Origin of the sequence: Simplicispira sp. (genome assembly GCF_028687295.1) — a bacterium.
Lineage (GTDB): Bacteria > Pseudomonadota > Gammaproteobacteria > Burkholderiales > Burkholderiaceae_C > Simplicispira > Simplicispira metamorpha.
On sequence record NZ_JAQUAL010000059.1, the window covers coordinates 1 to 18,537 of the forward strand.

An 18,537-nucleotide genomic window follows, 5' to 3' on the forward strand; every position below is an offset into this window, starting at 1 on the left:
GGCACAAAAACGAAAGCACATAGCGCGGCACTGTGCATAAACTTGCCCTCCAACCCATCCGCTGCCCAGCCAGTGCCCACAAGGCCGACGCTGCGTTGCGCCCCCCACAGGAAACCGCCATGAACGCCCCTCTGCCCGAATCCGTCCGCCAGGCCCTTGCCACCGTCAGCCTGGAGGACAAATACACGCTGGACAGTGGCCGCGCTTTCATGAGCGGCGTGCAGGCGCTGGTGCGCTTGCCGATGTTGCAGCGCCAGCGCGATGCGGCGGCGGGGCTCCACACGGCCGGTTTCATCAGCGGCTACCGGGGCAGCCCGCTGGGCACCTACGACCAAGCGCTGTGGGCGGCCAAAAAGCACCTGGCCGAGAACCACATCGTCTTTCAGCCCGGTGTGAACGAGGAGTTGGGCGCTACGGCGGTGTGGGGCACGCAGCAGCTGGATTTGTACCCGCAAAGCAAGAAGTACGACGGCGTGTTTGGCATCTGGTACGGCAAAGGCCCGGGGGTAGACCGCTGCTCGGACGTGTTCAAGCACGCCAACATGGCGGGCACCGCACAGCACGGCGGCGTGATTGCCATTGCCGGTGATGACCACATCAGCAAAAGCAGCACCGCCGCGCACCAGAGCGACCACATCTTCAAGGCCTGCGGCACGCCGGTGTTTTTTCCCAGCAGCGTGCAAGAGATTCTGGACATGGGCTTGCACGCCTTTGCCATGAGCCGCTTTTCGGGTGTGTGGTCGGGCATGAAAACCATCCAGGAGGTGGTGGAGTCTTCCAGCAGCATCAGCCTGGACCCTGACCGCGTGAAGATCGTTCTGCCCGAAGATTTTGTGATGCCCCCTGGCGGCCTGCACATCCGCTGGCCCGACGCGCCGCTGGAGCAGGAAGCGCGGCTGATGGACTACAAGTGGTACGCCGCCCTGGCCTATGTGCGCGCCAACCGGCTCAACTACAACGTGATCGAAGGCCCCCACGACCGCTTCGGCATCATTGCCAGCGGCAAGGCCTACAACGACACGCGCCAGGCGCTGGTCGATCTGGGCCTGGACGACGCTACCTGCCGCCAGCTGGGCATTCGCCTGCACAAGGTCAACGTGGTCTGGCCGCTGGAGGCCACCATTACCCGCGACTTTGCCCAGGGCCTGCAAGAAATCCTGGTGGTGGAAGAAAAGCGCCAGGTCATCGAATACCAGATCAAAGAGGAGCTGTACAACTGGCGCGCCGATGTGCGCCCCAACGTGCTGGGCAAATTTGACGAGCCCGAGGGCGATGCCACCGGCGGTGAATGGAGCATGCCCAACCCCAGCCAGAACTGGCTGTTGCGCGCCAAGGCCGATCTGACGCCCGCCATCATCGCCCGCGCCATCGCCAAGCGCCTGAAAAAGCTCGGCGTGCCCGCCGACATCGCGGCGCGCATGGAAGGCCGCATCGCCATCCTGGATGCCAAAGAGCGCGCACCCCTCACGGTCAGCACCGACACCGGCGAGCGGGCGCCCTGGTTTTGCAGCGGCTGCCCGCACAACACCAGTACCCGTGTGCCCGAAGGCAGCCGCGCCGTGGCGGGCATTGGTTGCCACTACATGACGGTGTGGATGGACCGCAGTACCAGCACCTTTACGCAGATGGGCGGCGAGGGCGTGACCTGGGTGGGTCAGGCGCCGTTTACCAAGGAAGCGCATGTGTTCGCCAACCTGGGCGACGGCACTTACTTCCACAGCGGTCTGCTGGCCATTCGCCAGAGCATTGCCGCCGGGGTGAACATCACCTACAAAATCCTCTACAACGACGCCGTGGCCATGACCGGCGGCCAGCAGGTGGGCGAGCGCCCCGAGGGCCACTCGGTAGCGCAGATTGCGCACAGCCTGCGCGCTGAAGGCGTGGTGCAACTGGTGGTGGTGACCGACGAGCCCGAGAAGTACCACGGCCGCACGCACCATGTGGACAGCAGCGCCGCGCGCAGCGGCCACCCCGAGCTGCTCAACGACCTGCCGCCGGGTGTGGAGGTGTTTCACCGCGACGAACTCGACCGCATCCAGCGCCAGTTCCGCGAGGTGGCGGGCTGCACGGCCATCATTTACGACCAGACCTGCGCCACCGAAAAGCGCCGCCGCCGCAAACGCGGCCTGCTGGCCACACCCGACAAAACCGTGGTCATCAACGAGGCCGTGTGCGAGGGCTGCGGCGACTGCTCGGTCAAATCCAACTGCCTGTCGGTGGAGCCCGTGGAGACGCCGCTGGGTCGCAAGCGCCGCATCAACCAGAGCACCTGCAACAAGGACTACTCCTGCGTCAACGGCTTTTGTCCCAGCTTTGTCACCATCGAGGGTGGTCAGCTCAAAAAGCCGAAGAAGGAAAGAAAAGGCGACCTCTCCAGCCTGCCCGCCATCCCCGAGCCGGTGCTGCCGGTGGCCGATGCCGCCTGGGGCATCGTCGTCGGTGGCGTGGGCGGCACGGGTGTGATCACCATTGGCTCCCTGCTGGGCATGGCCGCACACCTGGATGGCAAGGGCGTGGTCACGCAGGATGCGGGTGGCCTGGCACAAAAGGGCGGCGCCACCTGGAGCCACATCCAGATCGCCAACCGGCCTGAGGCCATCTACACCACCAAGGTCGATACCGCCAAAGCCGACCTGGTGATTGGCTGCGACGCCATCGTGGCCGCCAACAAAGCCACGCTGGCGGTGATGCAGCCGGGGCGCACTTTTGTGGCGCTCAACACGCACGGCACACCCACGGCAGCTTTTGTGACCCAGCCGGACTGGCAGTTTCCGGGTGGCTCCTGCCAGAGCGCCATCACCGCCGCGGTGGGCGCTGACCAGGTGGGCAGTTTCGATGCCGAGCAGGTGGCCGTGCAGGCGCTGGGCGACAGCATCTACACCAACCCGCTGATGCTGGGCTACGCCTGGCAAAAAGGCCGGGTGCCGCTCACGCATGCGTCCCTGATGCGCGCCATGGAATTGAATGGCGTGCAGGTCGAGAACAACAAGGCTGCGTTTGAATGGGGCCGGCGTTGTGCCCACGACCTGGCCACCGTGCAGGCGCAGTTGCAGACGGCGCAGGTGATCCAGTTCGTCAAGAAGCCCGCGCTGGCCGAGGTGCTGGCGCTGCGGGTGGCGCACCTCACCAGCTACCAGAACGCCGCCTACGCTGCCGAGTACCGTGCCTTTGTCGAGAAAGTGCAGGCCGCCGAAGCCCGGCTGGGCCGCAGCACCCAGCTCACCGAGGCGGTGGCGCGCTACCTGTTCAAGCTCATGGCCTACAAAGACGAGTACGAAGTGGCCCGCCTGCACACCGACCCGGCCTTTACCGACAAAATCGCGGCCATGTTTGAGGGCGACTACCGCATCGTTCACCACCTGGCCCCGCCGCTGTGGGCGCGCACCAACGAGCGCGGCGAAGCCATCAAACAGTCGTTTGGCCCGTGGGTGCGCAGTGCCTTCGGGGTGCTGGCGGGGATGAAAGGGCTGCGCGGTTCATGGCTGGATGTGTTTGGCCGAAGCGCTGAGCGCCGCACCGAGCGCGCGCTGATCCAGGAGTACCGCGCCTGCATCGAGGAGCTGCTGGCCGGATTAACCCCCGAGCGCCTGGCGCTGGCCACCGAGATTGCGCGCATCCCCGAGGGCATTCGCGGTTATGGCCATGTCAAGGAGCGCCACCTGCGCGCTGCACGCACCCAGTGGGACGGCCTGCTGGCCCAGTGGCGCCGGGCACTGTCCGCACCGGCGGGTTGAAGGCCAAGGCAGAGCGGGCGACTGGCTGGTGCGGCCCGTGGTCGCAGCCGGGCGCGGCCAGCCTGTGTGGTGTGGGTTGGTAATTGCTATTTATTTGATAGCTGCTTGCGCTTATCAGGTGGGCTTTGTGGCCTGTTTTGGCTTGATTTTATGGTGTCCCGGGGCGGCTCCAATACCCCGCTGCCCTGGCGGGGGATGCACAGGGGGCGCCGCATACAATGCGTCTTTTTTCGTCTGGCTGCGCCCCACCGGGGCGCTGGCCGGGCGGATTCTGTTGACGTTGTTTTGTTGGGAGCTTCCCGTGTTCATTTCTTCCGCTATTGCCCAGACCGCCCCCGCCGCCGCCGCTGCGGGCGGTGACTTCACATCGACGCTCACGGGCATGCTGCCTTTGGTGCTGATGTTCGTGGTGCTGTACTTTGTCATGATCCGCCCCCAGATGAAGCGCCAGAAAGAGCACCGCGCCATGATCGACGCCATCGCCAAGGGCGATGAGGTGGTGATCGGCGGCGGCATGCTGGGCAAAGTCACGCGCCTGTCCGAGCAGTACCTGCATGTCGAGGTGGCCTCGGGCGTGGAAGTGCAGGTCCAGCGCGGCGGTGTGGCGCAGGTGCTGCCCAAAGGCACGATCAAGTAAGTAAGCAGCCGCACGGTGGTTTTTTTGCAGGCACCGGTGTCGCCACGGCACCGGCCTGATCCTATTGTCCTAGAGGTAAAAGCGCGATCATGAACCGTTACCCGGTCTGGAAGTACGCGATCATTGTGGTCGCGCTGCTGGTGGGGGTGCTCTACACCCTGCCTAATTTCTTTGGCGAGGCCCCGGCGGTGCAGGTGTCGTCGGCCAAGGCCACCGTCAAGGTCGATGCTGCCGTGCTGGAGCGCGTGCAGGTGGCCCTGGACGGCGCTGGCGTCAAGCCCGACCTGTTGCGGCTGGAGGGCACCTCGGTACGGGCGCGCTTTGATACGCCCGATACCCAGCTGAAAGCCAAGGACGCCATCCAGAAAGCGCTGGTGCCCGACGCCGCCGATCCGCAGTACATCGTGGCGCTGAACCTGGTGTCGCGCTCACCCGCCTGGCTCACCGCCATCCATGCTGCGCCCATGTACCTGGGGCTGGACTTGCGCGGCGGCGTGCATTTCATGCTGCAAGTGGACATGGAAGCGGCCCTGACCAAAAAGGCCGAGTCGTACGCGGGTGATATCCGCACCGCACTGCGCGACAAGAACATCCGCCACGGCGGCATCAGCCGCAATGGCCAGACCATTGAAGTGCGCCTGCGCGACGAGGCCACCCAGACGGCAGCGCGCAACCTGATTGCCGACCAGTTTGCCGACCTGCAAACCACCAGCGTGCCCGAGGGCAGCGAGTTCAAGCTGCGCGCCACCATCAAGCCCGAGGCCGTGCGCCGCGTGCAAGACCAGGCGCTCAAGCAAAACATCACCACCCTGCACAACCGCATCAACGAGCTGGGCGTGGCCGAGCCGGTGATCCAGCAGCAAGGGCTTGATCGCATCGTCGTGCAGCTGCCCGGCGTACAAGATACCGCCAAGGCCAAGGACATTCTGGGCCGCACCGCCACGCTGGAAGTGCGTCTGGTGGACGAAGGCACTGAAGCACGTGCGGCCGAACTGGGCGGCGGCCCGGTGCCGTTTGGCGCTGAAAAGTACCTTGACCGCAATGGCCAGGCTGTGATCGTGAAAAAACAGGTCATTCTGACCGGCGAGAACCTGACCGATGCCCAGCCCGGTTTTGACAGCCAGACGCAGGAACCCACTGTCAACCTGACGCTGGACGCCAAGGGTTCGCGCATTTTCAAGGACGTGACGCGCGACAACATCGGCAAGCGCATGGCCATCGTGCTGTTTGAAAAGGGCAAGGGCGAGGTAGTGACCGCGCCCGTGATCCGCTCGGAGATTGGTGGCGGCCGGGTGCAGATTTCGGGCCGCATGAGCACTGCCGAGGCCAATGACACGGCGCTGCTGCTGCGTGCTGGCTCGCTGGCCGCGCCCATGGAGATCATTGAGGAATACACCATCGGCCCCAGCCTGGGCGCTGACAACATCGAGCGCGGCATCAACAGCGTGGTCTGGGGCCTGGTGGCCATTGCGGTGTTCATGTGCTTTTATTACATGCTGTTTGGCGTGTTTTCCACCGTGGCGCTGGGTGTCAACGTGCTGATGCTGCTGGCCATCCTGTCCATGCTGCAAGCCACGCTCACGCTGCCCGGTATTGCCGCCATGGCGTTGGCGCTGGGTGTGGCGATTGACTCCAACGTGCTCATCAACGAGCGTATCCGCGAGGAGCTGCGTGACGGAGCCTCGCCACAGATGGCCATCCATGTGGGCTACGAGCGCGCCTGGGCCACCATCCTGGACTCCAACGTGACCACGTTGATTGCCGGCCTGGCACTGCTGGCCTTTGGCTCGGGGCCGGTACGCGGCTTTGCCGTGGTGCACTGCATCGGTATTTTGACCAGCATGTTCTCAGCGGTGTTCTTTTCGCGCGGGCTGGTCAACCTCTGGTATGGCGGCAAGAAGAAGCTCAAGAGCGTGTCCATCGGCCAGGTCTGGAAACCAGACGCCGACACCGCCGTGGCCAAGACCAACTAAAGGAGGAAGACCATGGAATTCTTCCGTATCAAAAAAGACATCCCTTTCATGAAGCACGCGTTGGTGTTCAACGCGATCTCTTTCATTACCTTTGCGCTGGCGGTGTTCTTCCTGTTTTCGCGCGGCTTGCACCTGTCGGTGGAATTTACCGGCGGCACGGTGATGGAGGTGGCCTACAGCCAGCCCGCCGAGCTGGCCAAGGTGCGCGAGACAGTCTCCAAGCTGGGCTACCCCGATGTGCAGGTGCAAAACTTTGGCACTGCGCGCGATGTGATGATCCGCCTGCCAGTGCAAAAGGGCGTGACCTCGGCCCAGCAAAGCGAACAGGTGTTGGGTGCCCTCAAGGCGGCTGACCCGGAGGTGACGCTGCGCCGCACCGAGTTTGTGGGCCCGCAGGTCGGCGAGGAACTGCTGTACGGTGGCTTGATGGCACTGGGCATGGTGGTGCTGGGCATCGTCATTTACCTGGCCTTCCGCTTTGAATGGAAGTTTGGCGTGGCGGCCATCATTGCCAACCTGCATGACGTGGTGATCATCCTGGGATTTTTTGCCTTCTTCCAGTGGGAGTTTTCGCTCTCGGTGCTGGCGGCGGTACTGGCAGTGCTGGGCTATTCGGTCAACGAGTCGGTGGTGATTTTTGACCGGATCCGCGAGGCTTTCCGGCGCTACCGCAAGATGAACACGCACGAGGTGATTGACCACGCCATCACCAGCACCATGAGCCGCACCATCATTACCCATGCCTCCACCGAGGCCATGGTGCTGGCCATGTTCTTCTTTGGTGGCCCCAGCCTGCATTACTTTGCGCTGGCGCTTACGGTCGGTATCCTGTTCGGGATTTACTCTTCGGTGTTTGTGGCTGCTGCCATTGCGATGTGGTTGGGCGTCAAACGTGAAGATCTGGTCAAGACGGTGCGCCAAGACGGCGATCCCAACGATCCCAACGCAGGCGCCACGGTCTGACCTGGAAGGCATTCTTTTGCACTAGCACTGGGCCGCCATGCACAACCCCGTCACGCCCCGCACGCAGCAGAGTCTGGCGCACCAGGTGCGTCAGCAATTCGTAGCAGCCCTGAGCGCGAGCCTGGCAGACATCGATAAAGCGGTGCTGGAGTTTCTGACTGCGCTCATGGGCCAGACGGGCACGCAGCGCGAGATGCAAAGCCGGCGTGATGCCTGGCAGCTGTATGGCCAGCACCGGGCGGAGTGGGTCAGTGCCACCCAGCGCGCCTTGCAGCAAGCGCTGGGCCCGCAAGCCAGTGCCTCGCGTTCAGCCTCTTTGTCCGGTGCCAGCCTGGAGCTGCTCAGTGACGATGTGGTGGAGAACAAGATCGTTGCCTCGCGCATGGCTCTCACCGTTCTGGAGGCTGTCAGCACCCACTTTGATGCGCTGCGCCTGCGCGTGCAAAGGCTGGAAGGGCAGGAGCTGGGCCGCAACGATATCTTGCGGCCCGAAACCCTCAGTCTGTTGTTGGTCGAGCGGTGGGTGGAGGTGGGCTTGCCGCGTGCCAATTTGCAAACGGTCATCGACCCGTTGCAGCGCGCACTCGCGGAGCGCGTGCAAGCGGCCTACCAAGCCTGTAACGATTTTCTGGGCGGGCAGGGCGTTGCGCCCCAGGATGTGCGTTTGCGCGTCAGCCGACCCGCTGGGGGCGCCACAGGCGTGGGAACGGTATCGGGCAGTCTGGTTTCGCAGGCGCTGGAGCAGTCTCAGGGCGCGCTGTCTGCCGCCCGTGGTCTGGGGACTGAGTCTGCGCTGGGCCCGGTCAGCACTGATGCGGCACCAGCGGCGCGGCCTGCAACGGGCATGGCACCGTTGCCTGCCCTGACGCCCTTGGCCCGCGCACGCCAGCGTGCCTATGGTGTCATGGGGCAGTTGCGCCGTTTGATGGCGCAGCCTGCGCTGGTTGGCGTTGGTGGCCTCAGTGCCATTGGCGGTCTGGGCGCCATGGGGACAGGGCTGGTGCCGGTGTCTTCGGCTACCGGCATGGGGGCCATGGGGGCATCGGGTACCAGCGCAGTGCAGGCGCCGCCTGCCTCTGCGGCATTGGCGCATGCGCTGGCCGAGCAGCGTGTTCAGGCCGAGACCTACTACAGCACGGTGGGCGCGCTGGTGCAGGATGTCAGCCCCGCTGCTGTCGTGCAACTGGTGGGTGCGGTGCGCGACCGCTCAGCGGAGCTGAAAAAGAAGGCTGGTACCGACAGCGAAAAAGCCATCATTGAAGTGGTGGCGCTCATGTTCCAGAGCATTCTTTCTGAAGATCGTATTCCACCGGTAGTGCGGGTCTGGTTTGCCCGTTTGCAGGTGCCTGTTTTGCGCGTGGCACTGGCTGAACCGGAATTTTTCAGCAACCTCAACCACCCGGCGCGTCAACTGATTGACCGCATGGGCGCTTGCGTGATGGGTTTTGATGCCACCTCGATTGGTGGCAGTGCGCTGGAGGCTGAAATTCGCCGCGTGGTGCAGGTAATTGAGCAATACCCCGAGACTGGGCGCCGGGTTTTCCAGCTGGTTCACGACGAATTTGAGAAGTTCCTGGCCCAGTTCCTGACGCAAAAACAGTCCACCTCGCGGGTGGTCAGTGTGGCGCAGCAGGTCGAGCAAAAAGAGACCTTGGCCATTCAGTACACCATCGAGTTGCGCACCATGCTCAAAGACATGCCGGTGCGCGACGAGATCCGCGACTTCCTGTTCAAGACCTGGGCCGAGGTACTGGCGCTGTCTGCGGTGCGCGAAGGTGCGCAGCATGCTGACACCCTGGCGTTCAAGCAAACGGCGGCCGATCTGGTGTGGGCCGCCAGTGCCAAGCCCCACCGCAGCGACCGTGCGCAGGTGATCCAGAGCCTGCCTGGCTTGCTACAGCGCTTGCGCCAGGGGTTGAACCTGCTGGGCGTGCAGGGGGCCGCGCAAGACGTACAAGTCAAGGCACTGACCGACACTCTGGCGGAGGCGTTCTTGTCCAAGACAGCGGCCATTCCACGTGAGCATATCGATGCCATGGCACGGCGCTTGGCCAATCTGGAAGATTTCATCGACGATGCCGTGCTGGGTGATTTGCCCCTGGATGCCGAATCCATCGAAATGATGCTGGGCATTGATGCCTCGGCCATCCATGTCGTGGCAGACAACGGTACGCCGGTCGAGGAGGCCATGCTGGACTGGGCCCGTGAGTTGCAGCTCGGCACCTGGTTCACTCTGGACCACAACGGTGCCCGTGCCCAGGTGCAGTACGTCTGGCAAAGCCAGCGTAAACAGCTGCATTTGTTTGCCGCAGTCGATGGCAGCAGCTACCTGATCCAGCTGCGCCGTCTGGCGGCGTATTTGCAGGCAGGCTTGATCGTGGCCCAGGAAGAAGAAGGCCTCACGGTGCGCGCTGCGCGCGATGCCTTGGCAAAAATCGACGCCAACCCGGAGCGCTTGCTGAACTGACCCCGCTCAGGCCTGGGCTGTGCGCTGGAACAGGCCGCCGGGCAGGCGTGCCACCACACCGTCCAGTTCCAGCTCCAGCAATTGCACCAGCAAGGTGGCTGTATCCAGCCCGGTGCGCGCTACCAGCGTGTCCAGTCCGACCGGATCAAAGCCCAGTGCCGTCAGCAAGGGCGATTCGCAGGCAGCGGTGCTCTCGATGGTGACGCTGTTATCTATACCGACATCGGTGCCGGGTTTTGCGTCTGTGCGGGAGCCGGGGGCTGCGGGCAGATGCAACTCCTCCAGTACATCCTGGGCAGATTCGACCAGTTTGGCGCCCTGCCGTATCAGTGCATGGCAGCCGCGCGATTGGGGTGCGTGGATGGAGCCCGGAATGGCAAATACTTCGCGACCTTGCTCTGCCGCCATGCGGGCGGTGATCAGCGAGCCCGAAGCCGGTGCGGCCTCTACCACCAGCGTGCCCTGCGACAAGCCGGAAATGATGCGGTTGCGTTTGGGGAAGTTGGCGGCCAGGGGCGGTGTGCCCAGCGGGTATTCGCTCATCAACAGGCCGTGGGCGGCAATCCGGTGTGCCAGCTCCCGGTGGCGACTGGGGTAGACGCGATCCAGGCCTGTTCCCACCACGGCAATGGTGGCGGGCGTGGCGCTGTCTCCGGTGGCGTCGGCCAGCGCGCCTTCATGGGCTGCGGCATCTACGCCCAAAGCCAGGCCGGACACAATCGTCAGTCCGCTGGCGCGCAAGGCCTGGGCAAAGGCTTTGGCGTTGGTTTGCCCCTGGGCTGTCGGGTTGCGGCTGCCCACGATGGCAATGCAGTGCGCTGCACTGAGTGCGGGGGCGTTGGGGTTGAGAAAGCGCTCTGGCCCCAGCAGGTACAGCAACAGGGGCGGGTCGGCCGTATCGAGCAGGGCGCTTGGGTACAGCGGGTGGCCCAGCGGCGCAATGGCGCGCACAGGGCCGCCGGGCGATGTGCCGTGCAGCCAATGCCAGGTGGTATCGAGCTGCTCTTGCAGGGTGGGCGGAATGCTGTGCAGCGCTTTGCATTGCGCCGCACTGGCGCAGTTTTCCAGTGCGGCACGCGGCTGCGTGAAGATGTGTTGCGGCAGTCCGAAGGCTGCCAGCAGGCGGCGTGCGGTGGCATTGCCAACGCCAGGCGTCAGGATCAGTCGCAGCCAGGCAGTGAGTTCATCGCGTTCCATGGACGCTGGCACCACCGGGGTTCAGCGGGGGGTGATGAGTCGGTCGCCCACGCGCACGGTGGTGCGCACATCCAGGATCAGTGCGTACGAGATGCGGTCGAAGGTGCGAAACACCATGGCCATGCCGTTGCTTTCACTGGGCAGCTTGATCATGTCCCGGGCATCGGCTGTGGTGTCTTTGATGCGGTCGCCCTGGGTCATGAGGTTGAGCACATGGCCGCTTTGTATGCCATCGTCTTCTCCCATGTTGATGGCAATGACCTGGTTTTGTGCCGCATTGGCAAAAGCGGAGCCGTAGATCGAGACTACCCGGGCCTCTACATCGCCTTCGGGGGCGTGCGGGGTGTAGCTGATAAAGGTGCGTTCGGGCGCAGGCAGCAGCCGGTCGCCCGCGCGGATTTCTTCGCGTGTGGCGGTGATGTCCACCGTGGCCGGGACATGGTCTGCCGTGCTGCCGCCTTTGCCGTCAGGCGTTACGGCAACCGATTCACCATGGACCAATTCTGCTTTGCCCAGGTACTGTGCTTCGTAGCCCAGGATTTCGCCCGTGCCGGGGTCTTTCAAGGGCACGGCATCGCGAAACACCCGGTATTGGCGCGGCTCGCCAGGTTCAGCGCGCAAGGGGTTGGAGACATCGCTGCGGGCGTAGGCGCGGTCGCCAGCGCTCATCAGCACGCGGTCTTCGGTGGTGGCGACAATGCGCGGTGCGCGCAGCAGGGTCTGCTCGTCCACCACCATGGGTTCGACCAGGAAGGGCTCAATCAGGTGGGGTTTGAGGGTGGGCAGTGCGCTGTTGGCCAGGCTGTCGCTGCGGGTGCGCGGGGAAACGCGCACGGTGGCGGGCTCGCTGTTGTCGTTGGGGCGGGTGCGCAGGCGGGCATAGCCGCCTTGCTTGTCCAGGTACAGCGTCTGGCCGGGGAAGATGAGGTGGGGGTTGGCAATGTCTTGCAGGTTCATGCCCCACAGCTCGGGCCAGCGCCAGGGACGCAGCAGGTAAATGCCCGAGATGCCCCACAGCGTATCGCCGCGCTTGACCACATAGGTGTCGGGGGCGTTGGGAGCCAGCTCTGCCAGCGGCACGCCCTGTTGTGCTACTTGCTGGGCCGTTGCGCGTTGGCTGCCGGTGACCGGAGCGTTTTGGGCTTGTGCCGACATACACAGCAGGGCGGTGGTTATGGCCGTGAGGGCGCCCAGTGCCGTGCGCCGCAGGCGGTGGAGGGCTGTGTTGTTGGTTTGGTCGTCATGCATCGCTAATGCGCTCCCTCGCTGGCACCGCCTTGCGCCCGAGCGGGGGAAGAAGCGGCAGAAATACGTTACACATCGGCCGAGATTCTCAGTCCAAGCCCTTGATTGGGCAACGATTATTGGCCGAGCCTGTGCCGTGGTGCAGCAAAAGTGGCGAAAATGACGAAATATTCTCCCCTGATGCAATGGCCATTCTCCCCATTCTTTGTTATCCCGATGCCCGTTTGCACACCGTGGCGCGCCCGGTCGCTGTGGTGGATGCGCGCGTGCGCCAGTTGGTGGCCGACATGCTCGACACCATGTACGACGCCCACGGCATCGGTCTGGCCGCCACGCAGATTGATGTCCACGAACGTGTGGTGGTGATCGACGTTTCTGAAGAGCGCGACCAGCCCCAAGTGCTGATCAATCCCGAGATCGTCTGGGCCAGCCCGGAAACCGTGGTCGGCGACGAGGGATGCCTGTCGGTGCCGGGCATTTACGACGGAGTGCAGCGTGCAGTGGCCGTCCATGTGCGTGCGCTGGACGCCGAGGGCACTTCGCGCGTGATCGAAGCCGAGGGGCTGCTGGCGGTGTGTGTACAGCACGAGCTGGACCACCTGCTGGGCAAGGTGTTTGTCGAATACCTCTCGCCCCTCAAGCGCAACCGCGTCAAGTCCAAGATGCTCAAGCGCCAGCGCGAGGCGCGCGAATGACGGCGCGGTGGCCAGCGCGCCGTACCGGCGCTGTGGTTGCGCTGTTGGCTGCGGCGTCGGTGCTGGCCGCTTGTGCAATGCCCGGTGGCGGCGTTGCCCCCGGCATGTCGCAAGACGATGTGGCGGTGCGTTGGGGTGAGCCGCGTGCCGCCTACGACCTGCCCGGCGGCAAGCGGCTGTTCTACAGCACCCAGCGCGACGGCTCGCAGTTGCAGGCGCTGGACTTTGACGCCAATGGCCGCCTGCTGCGCGTGGAGTCCGTGCACACGGCGCAGCACCTGGCGGCGGTTGCCCAAGGTGGCCAGCGCGCTGCCGATGTGCTGCGCGCCCTGGGCCCGCCCGCCAAGCAAACCACCCAGACCAGCGGCGCAGACCCATCGGGCAAGACCGCCGTCTGGGTTTACCGCTTCCGGGAGTTTGACCGCTACCGGTTGGCCCACATTCATTTCGATGCGGCGGGCATCGCCCACGAGGTGGTCTTTACCGACGACCCTGCCGCTGGCGACCACTACCGCTGATGTTTCGCGTTTCTTTTTTCTGCCTGTGTGCAGCCCTTGCATGAGAGTCGTTTTTGCCGGCACCCCGGAATTTGCCCGCGTGGCCTTGCAGCGCCTGATCAATGCCGGGTTCACCGTGCCCCTGGTGCTGACCCAGCCCGACCGCCCAGCGGGCCGGGGCATGAAATTGCAGGCATCGCCGGTCAAGCAGTGCGCTCTGGAGCACGGCATCCCCGTGGCGCAGCCACGCAGCCTGCGCCTGGATGGCAAATACCCGCAAGACGCCGCTGAGGCGCGCGCCGCCCTGGAGGCCGCACAGGCCGATGTGATGGTGGTGGCCGCTTACGGCCTGATCCTGCCAACCTGGACGCTGGAGTTGCCCCCCCACGGTTGCCTGAACATCCACGCCAGCCTGCTGCCGCGCTGGCGCGGCGCCGCGCCCATCCACCGCGCCATCGAGGCGGGCGATGCCGAAACCGGCGTCACCATCATGCAGATGGACGCGGGCCTGGACACCGGCGACATGCTGCTCATGGAGCGCCTGGCCATCGCCCCCACCGACACTACCGCGCTGTTGCACGACCGCCTGGCGGCGCTGGGTGCCGATCTGATCGTGCGCGCCCTGGAGCAAGTCGCCAGCGGCCAGCTGCACGCCACGCCCCAGCCCGCGCAGGGTGTGACCTACGCGCACAAGATCGAAAAGGCCGAGAGCGCTGTGGATTGGTCTTTGCCCGCGACGGTGATTGGCCAACGTATCCGTGCTTTTGATCCGTTTCCGGGGGCTTCCACCGTGCTGGGTGGTGAGGTCATCAAGCTGTGGTGCAATGAAATTGATAGCTGCTCGCGCCCATCTGGCGCGGCTTCAGGCCAAATTTTGTCTGTAGATTCTGCGGGCGTCACGGTGGCCTGTGGTGATGGCGCACTGCGCCTGACCACGTTGCAGCGCGCCGGTGGCAAGCGCCTGGCCGCCGCTGATTTTCTGCGTGGCTTTGCGCTGGAGCCAGGCATGGTGCTGGGGGCTGGCCCCGAGGCGGATGCCCACCACTAGCGCCTGGGTACAGGCCTGGCAGGCCCTGCGCGCCACCGTGGTTCACCCGGCGTACCGCCGGGGCGTGGCCGACATGGGCAGCGCAGCTGTCGGTGTGGGGGCCTGGGGCCTGGTCACGGGGGTGGCCATGGTCAAGAGCGGCATGTCCGTGCCCCTGGCCATCATCATGTCGTTGCTGGTGTATGCGGGCAGTGCCCAGCTGGCGGTGATGCCGCTGCTGGCCGTGGGCGCACCGCTGTGGGTGGTCTGGCTGACGGCAGCGTGTGTGAACCTGCGCTTCGTCATTTTCAGCAGCCTGTGGCGCAGCTATTTTCAGCATCTGCCACTGCGCCAGCGCCTGGCCATCGGCTATTTCAGTGGCGACGTGATTTTTGTCGCCTTCATGAAGCGCTACCCGCAGCCCCAGGTGCAGGCCGAGCAGGTGCCCTACTTCTGGGGCGCTGCATCCACCAACTGGATAGCCTGGCAGGTGCCATCGATTGCTGGCATTTTGCTGGCCAACGTGGTGCCGTTGTCGTGGGGGCTGGGATTCGCCGGGGTGCTGGCGCTGCTGGGCATCTTGCTGTCCATGCTGTTTGACCGTGCGACCTGGCTGGCTGCCGGAGTGGCGGCCACAGCAGCCATTGCCGCATTTGCACTGCCACTCAAACTCAACATTCTGGTGGCCATTGCCGCCGCTGTGGCTGTGGGCCTGGGCATGGAGGCGCTGGAGCGCAGTCGCACCCCTTTGCCGCCGCCCGCCAAAGTGCCCCAGCCCGAGGAGCCGCAGTGATGGATGCCTCCTGGATCGAGTCTGCATTGGTGGTTCTGGGTCTGGCGGCCATCACGGTGCTGACGCGCTCTTTTTTCATGATCCCGGAGCGCGAGATGCCCCTGCCCGGCTGGCTCAAGCGCGGCCTGAAATACGCACCGCTGGCCGCCCTGACGGCAGTGATTGCCCCCGAGATTGTCATGAGCCATGGGCAGCTGATTACTACGTGGTGGGATGCCCGCCTGCCCGCCGTGCTGTGCGCTGCGCTGTACTACTTTTGGCGCCGCGGCATCCTGGGCACGATTGCCGTGGGCATGGCGGTGTACCTGCCGCTGCACATCGTCGGGGGCTGGTAACGGCTGCGCTGGCGGCGGTCTGGCGGCGGGTAGGGCGCGCCTACAATGTGGCCCGCTTCCAACAGCCCGTTTGCAGACATTGCCGCCATGAAAATCCTTCGCTTCTCTGACCTGTGTGCCCAAGGCCAAGCCCGTGGCCAACGCGTGTTTATCCGTGCCGACCTGAACGTGCCGCAAGACGATGCCGGCCGCATCACCGAAGACACGCGCATCCGTGCCTCTATCCCTTGCATTCAGCTGGCGCTGGATGCGGGCGCTGCCGTGATGGTCACCAGCCATCTGGGTCGTCCCACTGAGGGCGAATTCAAGCCAGAAGACTCGCTGGCGCCCGTGGCTGCACGCTTGTCGGAATTGCTGGGCCGTGACGTGCCACTGGTCGCTGACTGGGTGGACGGCGTGCAGGTGCAACCCGGCCAGGTGGTACTGCTGGAAAACTGCCGCCTCAACGTGGGCGAGAAAAAGAACAAAGAAGACCTGGCACGCAAGCTGGCCGCGCTGTGCGACATCTTCGTCAACGATGCCTTTGGCACCGCCCACCGCGCTGAAGGCACCACCTACGGCATCGCCCAGTTTGCCCCCGTCGCTTGCGCTGGCCCGCTGCTGTCGGCCGAGATTGACGCCCTGACCAAAGCACTGGCACAGCCCCAGCGCCCGCTGGCCGCCATAGTGGCTGGCAGCAAGGTCAGCACCAAACTGACGATTTTGCAAAGCCTGGCCGATAAGGTCGATCAACTCATCGTAGGCGGCGGCATTGCCAACACCTTCATGCTGGCGGCTGGTTTGCCCATCGGTAAAAGCCTGGCCGAGCCCGCCTTGCTGGCCGAGGCCCGTGCCGTGATGGACGCCATGAAGGCGCGTGGCGCCGAGGTGCCGATTCCCACCGACGTGGTGGTGGCCAAGACCTTTGCGGCCGACGCGCCCGCCACCGTCAAGGCCGCTGCCGACGTGGCCGATGATGATCTGATCCTCGATATCGGGCCTGAAACGGCCCAGAAACTCGCAGACCAGCTCAAGGCTGCAGGCACCATCGTCTGGAACGGCCCGGTAGGTGTGTTCGAGTTTGCCGCGTTTGAGAACGGCACCCGCACGATTGCCCATGCCATTGCCGCATCACAGGCTTTCAGTATTGCGGGCGGTGGCGACACATTGGCGGCCATCGCCAAATACGGAATTGAAAAGCAGGTGGGTTATATCTCCACCGGCGGGGGCGCATTTCTGGAAGTGCTGGAAGGCAAAACATTGCCTGCGTTTGAAATTCTGCAAAAACGCGCTACAGAGGTTGCTGCATCCTGAGCATTGCCCGCAATGTGACAAAAACAACAAGAAGCATGCATTCGTGCATATTTGAACTACCTTTTTCTTGTTTTTGTCGTGGTTAACGACCAGAATTATTTTTGAATCGGACGGGTGCTGTTTCTCAAATCCCGCCGTCCCAATATGGAGGAGGGAAATCATGGTGTTTGCAAAAGCAATCGGTGCCGCCTTGTTGGCAGGTGCTGTGGCTGTTTTGACGGGGTGCGCTGCTAAATCGCCAATCCCCCTCGCAGAGAATTTTGAGCTGACGGTTCAGCCCAAGGTGCGCTCTGCTGGCCATTGGGAACTGCTTTCGCGCGATGTGGTAGCCCAGACGCTGGGTTCACTTGACAAGGCCGGTATGCCCCCAGGCACACCCTTGCATGTGGCATTGCCTGTCAGCCCCAGTTCTTTCGACCTGGCGTTCCGTGAGTTTCTGATCACCCAGCTGGTGCAAAGCGGCGCCTCCGTGCAGCAAGCCCCGGGCCAGGCGCTGGATGTGACCTACCACACCCAGTTGGTGCGCCATAACAGCGATCGCCCCCATTTCGTTCCTGGCCAGTACACCATGATTGCTGGAGGCCTCATGGCCGCTTACGGGCTGCGCCACGAGCACCTTGATGCTCAACTCCTGGGTGTACTGGGTTTGTCTGCGGCTGCCGACTATGGAGCCAGCATTAATTCTGGTGGGCCTACCAATACCGAAATGATTTTGACCACCACGGTCAGCCGGGGTGGGCAATACCTGGTGCGTAAAACCGATGTGTATTACCTTGAAAATGCAGACACGCCTTTGTTCCTGCGTCCCTCGTACAGAAACGTCAACATGAAGGTGGTCTCGCAATGAAATCCTTTGCCCTTCTGGCGGCGCTGACCGCTACCGTGTTGGCAGGCTGTGCCAACAATGCAGCGCCGGTGCGCGTGGAGCCTACCTACCAGGAAGCTGCCGCCAGTCCGTTCCTGCAAAGCAGCCGTGAGGCCATTGCCCGCTTGACCGATGGCTTTGATATGAGCGCCTTGGGTGGCGGCCCGGTGCTGGTCGCTACAGTGGTCAACGTCAATGATCTGAGCCGTTCTGCACCGCTGGGCCGCACTTTGTCCGAGCAATACGCTTCGCACATGGCAGCTGCCGGTTTCAACGTGAAAGAAATCAAGCTGCGTGGCGATGTGTTCGTCAAAGAAGGCGCGGGCGAGTTGCTGCTCTCGCGTGAAATCAAGGACATCGCTCGCAGCCACAATGCCTCCATGGTGCTGGTGGGGACCTACTCGGCCGCCGCCAGCTTCACGTATGTGAGCCTCAAGCTCGTGCGCACCGAAGACAGCCGCATCGTGCGTGGCCACGACTACGCTTTGCCCAACGACAGGGATGTGCAACGCCTGTTGCAGGTGCCGCGCTGACGCTTTTTCTGGCCCGGTGGGCGCCAGATACCAACCCAGGCCATCCATCGTGATGGCCTTTTTTACGGGTGTTTCGGGCGCGTCCGGGGTGTTCGGCCCATGCCCGCCTTCACTTGTTGTGTAGGTCGTCGGTGTGTAACTGATTTCGTGTGAAAATTGAAATTCAATTACATACGAGGTTTTTCATGACGTTACGCCGCGCTACCAAAATCGTTGCCACCTTGGGCCCCGCTTCCAGCGACCCGGTCTTGCTGGAGCAGATGATTGCAGCGGGAGTCAACGT

At 63.7% G+C, this 18,537-nt stretch carries 16 protein-coding genes; 14 read left to right on the forward strand and 2 right to left on the reverse strand.

Going from position 1 to position 18,537, the window contains the following annotated elements; all coding sequences use genetic code 11:
• Positions 1-119 precede the first annotated feature (119 nt).
• The 5 genes from PHX69_RS08460 (at position 120) to PHX69_RS08480 (ending at position 9,774) form a co-directional block, all read left to right on the forward strand.
• On the forward strand, positions 120-3,734 hold the full coding sequence (locus PHX69_RS08460) for an indolepyruvate ferredoxin oxidoreductase family protein (RefSeq protein ID WP_288043293.1): 3,615 nt from the start codon (positions 120-122) through the stop codon (positions 3,732-3,734).
• Between the two features lie 301 nt (positions 3,735-4,035).
• Entirely contained in the window at positions 4,036-4,371 is a 336-nt protein-coding gene (gene yajC / locus PHX69_RS08465) for a preprotein translocase subunit YajC (RefSeq protein WP_119013991.1), read from the forward strand.
• 89 nt (positions 4,372-4,460) lie between these two features.
• Positions 4,461-6,344: a protein translocase subunit SecD gene (gene secD, locus PHX69_RS08470; protein ID WP_119013961.1), complete on the forward strand. Its 1,884-nt coding sequence runs from the start codon at positions 4,461-4,463 to the stop codon at positions 6,342-6,344.
• 12 nt (positions 6,345-6,356) lie between these two features.
• Positions 6,357-7,307, forward strand: a complete 951-nt coding sequence (gene secF, locus PHX69_RS08475; protein WP_119013962.1) for a protein translocase subunit SecF — start codon at positions 6,357-6,359, stop codon at positions 7,305-7,307.
• 37 nt (positions 7,308-7,344) lie between these two features.
• Positions 7,345-9,774, forward strand: a complete 2,430-nt coding sequence (locus PHX69_RS08480) for a DUF1631 family protein (RefSeq protein ID WP_288043295.1) — start codon at positions 7,345-7,347, stop codon at positions 9,772-9,774.
• Positions 9,775-9,780: 6 nt separating this feature from the next.
• Here the strand turns inward: PHX69_RS08480 and dprA are convergent, their stop codons facing one another.
• Both dprA and PHX69_RS08490 read right to left on the reverse strand, forming a co-directional pair.
• The gene (gene dprA, locus PHX69_RS08485; RefSeq protein WP_288043297.1) at positions 9,781-10,971 is read right to left on the reverse strand and encodes a DNA-processing protein DprA; all 1,191 of its coding nucleotides are present in this window, start codon (positions 10,969-10,971) and stop codon (positions 9,781-9,783) included.
• A gap of 21 nt (positions 10,972-10,992) precedes the next feature.
• Positions 10,993-12,219 (reverse strand): LysM peptidoglycan-binding domain-containing protein, encoded by a 1,227-nt coding sequence (locus tag PHX69_RS08490; RefSeq protein WP_288043298.1) that lies wholly within the window; start codon positions 12,217-12,219, stop codon positions 10,993-10,995.
• 182 nt (positions 12,220-12,401) lie between these two features.
• On the opposite strand from PHX69_RS08490, the gene def reads away from it, so the two are divergent.
• The 9 genes from def to PHX69_RS08535 form a co-directional block, all read left to right on the forward strand.
• Positions 12,402-12,911 carry a peptide deformylase gene (def, locus tag PHX69_RS08495; protein ID WP_119013966.1) on the forward strand — a complete coding sequence of 170 codons (510 nt, stop codon included), beginning with the start codon at positions 12,402-12,404 and terminating at the stop codon, positions 12,909-12,911.
• Positions 12,908-13,429, forward strand: coding sequence for a hypothetical protein (locus PHX69_RS08500; protein WP_119013967.1), 522 nt, complete (start codon positions 12,908-12,910; stop codon positions 13,427-13,429). The genes def and PHX69_RS08500 overlap by 4 nt, the downstream gene beginning before the upstream one ends.
• A 40-nt stretch (positions 13,430-13,469) precedes the next feature.
• A complete protein-coding gene (gene fmt, locus PHX69_RS08505) occupies positions 13,470-14,456 on the forward strand; it encodes a methionyl-tRNA formyltransferase (protein ID WP_288043299.1) in 987 nt (328 codons plus the stop codon).
• Entirely contained in the window at positions 14,443-15,228 is a 786-nt protein-coding gene (locus tag PHX69_RS08510) for an AzlC family ABC transporter permease (protein WP_119013969.1), read from the forward strand. Before fmt ends, PHX69_RS08510 begins: the two co-directional genes overlap by 14 nt.
• Positions 15,228-15,563, forward strand: a complete 336-nt coding sequence (locus tag PHX69_RS08515; RefSeq protein ID WP_119013970.1) for an AzlD domain-containing protein — start codon at positions 15,228-15,230, stop codon at positions 15,561-15,563. The genes PHX69_RS08510 and PHX69_RS08515 overlap by 1 nt, the downstream gene beginning before the upstream one ends.
• Before the next feature lie 87 nt (positions 15,564-15,650).
• Positions 15,651-16,856: a phosphoglycerate kinase gene (locus PHX69_RS08520; protein WP_288043300.1), complete on the forward strand. Its 1,206-nt coding sequence runs from the start codon at positions 15,651-15,653 to the stop codon at positions 16,854-16,856.
• Positions 16,857-17,016: 160 nt separating this feature from the next.
• On the forward strand, positions 17,017-17,703 hold the full coding sequence (locus tag PHX69_RS08525) for a hypothetical protein (protein ID WP_288043301.1): 687 nt from the start codon (positions 17,017-17,019) through the stop codon (positions 17,701-17,703).
• On the forward strand, positions 17,700-18,254 hold the full coding sequence (locus tag PHX69_RS08530) for a FlgO family outer membrane protein (RefSeq protein ID WP_119013972.1): 555 nt from the start codon (positions 17,700-17,702) through the stop codon (positions 18,252-18,254). Before PHX69_RS08525 ends, PHX69_RS08530 begins: the two co-directional genes overlap by 4 nt.
• A gap of 185 nt (positions 18,255-18,439) precedes the next feature.
• Positions 18,440-18,537 (forward strand): pyruvate kinase (locus tag PHX69_RS08535; RefSeq protein ID WP_288043302.1); only part of this gene is annotated, 98 nt, incomplete at its 3' end.